This window comes from Psychrobacter sp. FME5 (genome assembly GCF_014861375.1).
GTDB lineage: Bacteria > Pseudomonadota > Gammaproteobacteria > Pseudomonadales > Moraxellaceae > Psychrobacter.
In genome coordinates this window covers 1-3368 of record NZ_RRYX01000171.1, presented here as the reverse complement: position 1 = coordinate 3368, position 3368 = coordinate 1, and the positions used below count along the sequence as shown (strand labels likewise).

4 protein-coding genes are annotated in these 3368 nt (G+C 32.8%); 1 reads left to right on the top strand and 3 read right to left on the bottom strand.

Annotated elements, in window-relative coordinates; translation table 11 throughout:
• Window positions 1-279, top strand: a 279-nt coding sequence (locus EI161_RS13715; RefSeq protein WP_192529810.1) for an IS30 family transposase, incomplete at its 5' end; no start/stop codon positions are given.
• A 29-nt stretch (window positions 280-308) separates the two neighbouring features.
• Here EI161_RS13715 and EI161_RS13710 read toward each other — a convergent pair.
• From EI161_RS13710 to EI161_RS15025, 3 genes are all read right to left on the bottom strand, one after another.
• On the bottom strand, window positions 309-1274 hold the full coding sequence (locus tag EI161_RS13710; protein ID WP_192529808.1) for a hypothetical protein: 966 nt from the start codon (window positions 1272-1274) through the stop codon (window positions 309-311).
• 190 nt (window positions 1275-1464) lie between these two features.
• The gene (locus EI161_RS13705) at window positions 1465-1965 is read right to left on the bottom strand and encodes a hypothetical protein (RefSeq protein ID WP_192529806.1); all 501 of its coding nucleotides are present in this window, start codon (window positions 1963-1965) and stop codon (window positions 1465-1467) included.
• Window positions 1966-1976: 11 nt separating this feature from the next.
• Window positions 1977-3212: a M15 family metallopeptidase gene (locus EI161_RS15025; protein WP_318779375.1), complete on the bottom strand. Its 1236-nt coding sequence runs from the start codon at window positions 3210-3212 to the stop codon at window positions 1977-1979.
• Window positions 3213-3368 lie beyond the last annotated feature (156 nt).

Below are 3368 nucleotides of genomic sequence, written 5' to 3'. Positions count from 1 at the left end.
AAGACCATTACCTCTGACAATGGTAAAGAGTTTGCTCAGCATAAGAAGGTGAAACAAAAGCTCTTTAGCGCTTTCTTCTTTGCCGATGCTTATGCGTCATGGCAGCGAGGAACCAACGAGAATACCAACGGCTTAATCAGAGAGTTCTTGCCTAAGGGTTGTGACTTTAGACAAGTCTCTGATAATGAGATACAGGACATTGAGAATAAACTAAACAACAGACCAAGAAAACGCTTAGGGTTTAAAACGCCCAATCAGGTGTTCTATAATATAATTTAGCGTTGCACTTGGTGTGTTAATCTAAGAATCTATTTCAAGTTTGAAATTTCAAATATATTGTGGATGCTTTTGAAAACAACTCTGTTCCCACTCACACTATAGTTACCAGTAAATGGATCTTCCATCTCTCTCTTATACTCTCCTTGATATACAAGACTACAGTCTTCAGGTGCATTGGCACCGCATGTTTCAATAGTAACTTGGTTATTTTTAGTTATTATAATAGTGCCTGTTAAAAAATTGCTACCAAAGCTAAAGTGTTTTTTTCCGTAAAAGCTAGGAATACTTGAAATTCCATTTTCTATTTCTTTATAATATCTTGATTTTTTATAATTTTCGTTGTTTTTATAGTATTTATAAGCATAATACATGTCTTCATCTTCGTAAGAGTCTGGAGAATAAATATTCGAAACCATTGGGTTTTCAGTAATTATCTTTACCTCACATTCTTTGTTGCGTTGAGTGATATATAAATTTTTTATTAAATTATTTTCTATCAATAGGGTGTCAAAATTATTACAGTTATGCTGTTGTAGCTCAAAAGAGTATGAGTGGTAGATTCCAGAATTATTAAAAAGTATGGCTGTATAAGTAGGGGATGACCCAGAGACTGAAGGAATGATTAATAGACCTTCATCTGAATCATTTTTTCTGAAAATACCTGTCTTCTTCATTGCGCTTTCTAGGTTTTCACCATAAGCATGATTAAAATCTACCTCTATATACTTATCTTTATAAGTATCATTAATCTTAAGACTAACATATGAATCAAAATCAATGAGCTTCAATGTCATATATATATTATTTAGACTGAGCTCAACTAATTTATATTCACTATTGTAATAAATATCAGAAACCTGTTTATAATACGTATCTTCATATTCTCGATTGACAGAACTGAAGCTATCTAACCTTATCAGAAAAGTACTTTCTTTATCATAGGAACATGATGTTAGTGTTAATAAGTTTAGTAAAATAATAATTCGAATAATCATAAATATATTCTTTTATAAGTACGTGATATAATCAGTTCGAAATAAAATTGAGAAGTCAATACCGTCGCACTACTAGTATGAATTTTACTGGCGTGCTGTGTCTACGCTGACAGAGGCTGTGAAAAATATATCCCAGCAGTACTATATCGCTTTTGAATTGACTCGATTATAACTATTGTTAGTAAATTTATTACTTACAAGTAGAGACTACTGTTAAATTAAACTCTTGTTTATATCTATTAAAGTCGTCTTTTAAAATAGATTTGGTTCTTTGTGAGTCGTCAATGTTATTATCATAGCTTATACTTTTCTTAGTTACTGGTCCATTTTCTTTTGAAAAGAATAGGTTTCTTTGTAAACTTACTAATACTTGATTATCTCTGAAAATAAATAAGTCTTCATATCCTCCAAAACCAGACTCGTTATAGAGTGTAACTAACGAGAGACATTTCCCGTTATCCAGCTTAAATACCTCAACTGTTTGATTAATAATGGGTCCATCGTTAGGAGTTGCTTCAAAGCTATCATTCAGCGTTTGTATAGGTCTAGATCCTGGGTTAACTTCAATACCAGAGACAAATTGATTGATAACTTCATTGGTTAACTTTTCAGTATTTGTGCTGGTGTTTATACAAGCAGAGCCTAACAGAGCAAAGATAGGTATAGCTATTAATTTTGTTACTTTATTCATAATATGTCTCTTCAGTCAAATGTAAGGTTTTTATAATTTTCAATACCTATGTTTATTAGTATGGGTCTTAGGTCTTTCCAGGTTTTACCATTAGGTTTTAATTCAAAGTGAGGATAGTCTTTAGTCTTTGTCCAGTTTCCACCCCATTCTAAACCCAAACTTACGCCAATAGGACCCAGTTTTTTACTATGTGTTATGGAGAGATTATTCATAGCTCTAGATTTGCCACCATCACGAGTATAAGTTATTTCACCATTGGTAACTGATACTATATCTATTGCTAATCCATATTGATGATAGCTTTGCATAGGACCCGCATTAGTATTTGCACCAGGTATTTCACCTTGTTTTTTAGGGCTACGGTATGCATCTGTTATCATCCAGTTAAGACCTGTTTTCTGATAACCTTCGTTAATTAATTTAATAACATAGGGGCGCATAATTGGGTGTAGACTATTTATATTATCTAGTGTTCTCTTATAATGCTTATCACCTCCACACGCTAAGGGGTTAAGTTTTAAACTATCAGCTGGTTGAGTAGGTAGCTGTACGACTTGAGAGCAAGTAGGTGTGAATTTTCTATTTTCGGGTTTTTCTCCGCGCTTATAATATATATTTAATTCTTCTGCGACTTCCCATACATAAGTTTTACCATCTTTAAAACCCAAATATTTCTTTTTGTCATTTATTATCTTAAATCTATCTTTTTCTCCGTTTTCTTTAAAGAAAGAAGGATTGCTTATATATGCCGGTTGAGTATAATCATATAAAATATCATGTGGTCCTGTCTTTTTTTGGATTAAGTTGGTTGGATAGTTAATGCATAGATACATATGAACAAGGTTTTTGATTAATTCATGTCTATTACGGAGTTTGAAGTATTTTTTTACCCAATCAAGTTGTTCAATGGCAGACATAGCCCTTATTTTATCAGTTGTTGTATTTAGGTCTTTACAAGCTAGAGTGCCAAATTGTATCAAGCCATAATACCCAGAACCATTTCCTTTTGAGGGGTCGAAGGTCGTAGCAGTTTCAAAATACATACATGCCATTAGATTATTGGCCATTGCTAGATAGTCATTCGGCCACATATCTTGACAGATCTTTATCACTTTTTTCCTAAACTCACAACTAACTTTTGGATGATCGCTCCAAATCAAATCATTCGCTTTACAAATACAAGAACCATTGGTCGTTGCGATTTCTTTAGGTGTACCGTCATTATTATTGCTAGGTTTTGTTGTCACGTTTACAGGTTTATTTGGCTGACTTGATTGAGAAGAATAGTTTGTAGATGAATTAGTAGCGCCATCTTTAGGAATCTTTAGCTTATCATCTGGATGGATAGTATAGTCAGTTCAAAATAAAACTGTTATGGCCAGGACAAATATCATAAAATAATT